General features: G+C 71.1%; 1 protein-coding gene. It reads left to right on the forward strand.

The genetic code is table 11. The features are described 5' to 3' along the window. Positions 1-280 (forward strand): homocysteine S-methyltransferase family protein (locus ACEPPI_RS40890; protein WP_373920297.1); only part of this gene is annotated, 280 nt, incomplete at both ends.

The following is a 280-nucleotide window of genomic DNA, read 5'->3' on the forward strand; positions in this document are numbered from 1 at the left end:
CGAGCTCGCCGACGCCCAGGAGACCTTCGTCCGCGAGTACGGGCTCTCGCTGGTGGGCGGCTGCTGCGGTACGACGCCGGAGCACCTGCGCCAGGTGGTGGAGCGGGTCCGTGACCTGAGCCCGGCCGTCCGTGAACCCCGGCCGGAGGCGGGTGCGTCCTCGCTGTACCAGACGGTGCCGTTCCGGCAGGACACCGCGTACATGGCGATCGGTGAGCGGACGAACGCGAACGGGTCGAAGAAGTTCCGTGAGGCGATGCTGGAGGCCCGCTGGGACGAC

The organism is Streptomyces sp. AB3(2024) (genome assembly GCF_041862025.1).
Lineage (GTDB): Bacteria > Actinomycetota > Actinomycetes > Streptomycetales > Streptomycetaceae > Streptomyces.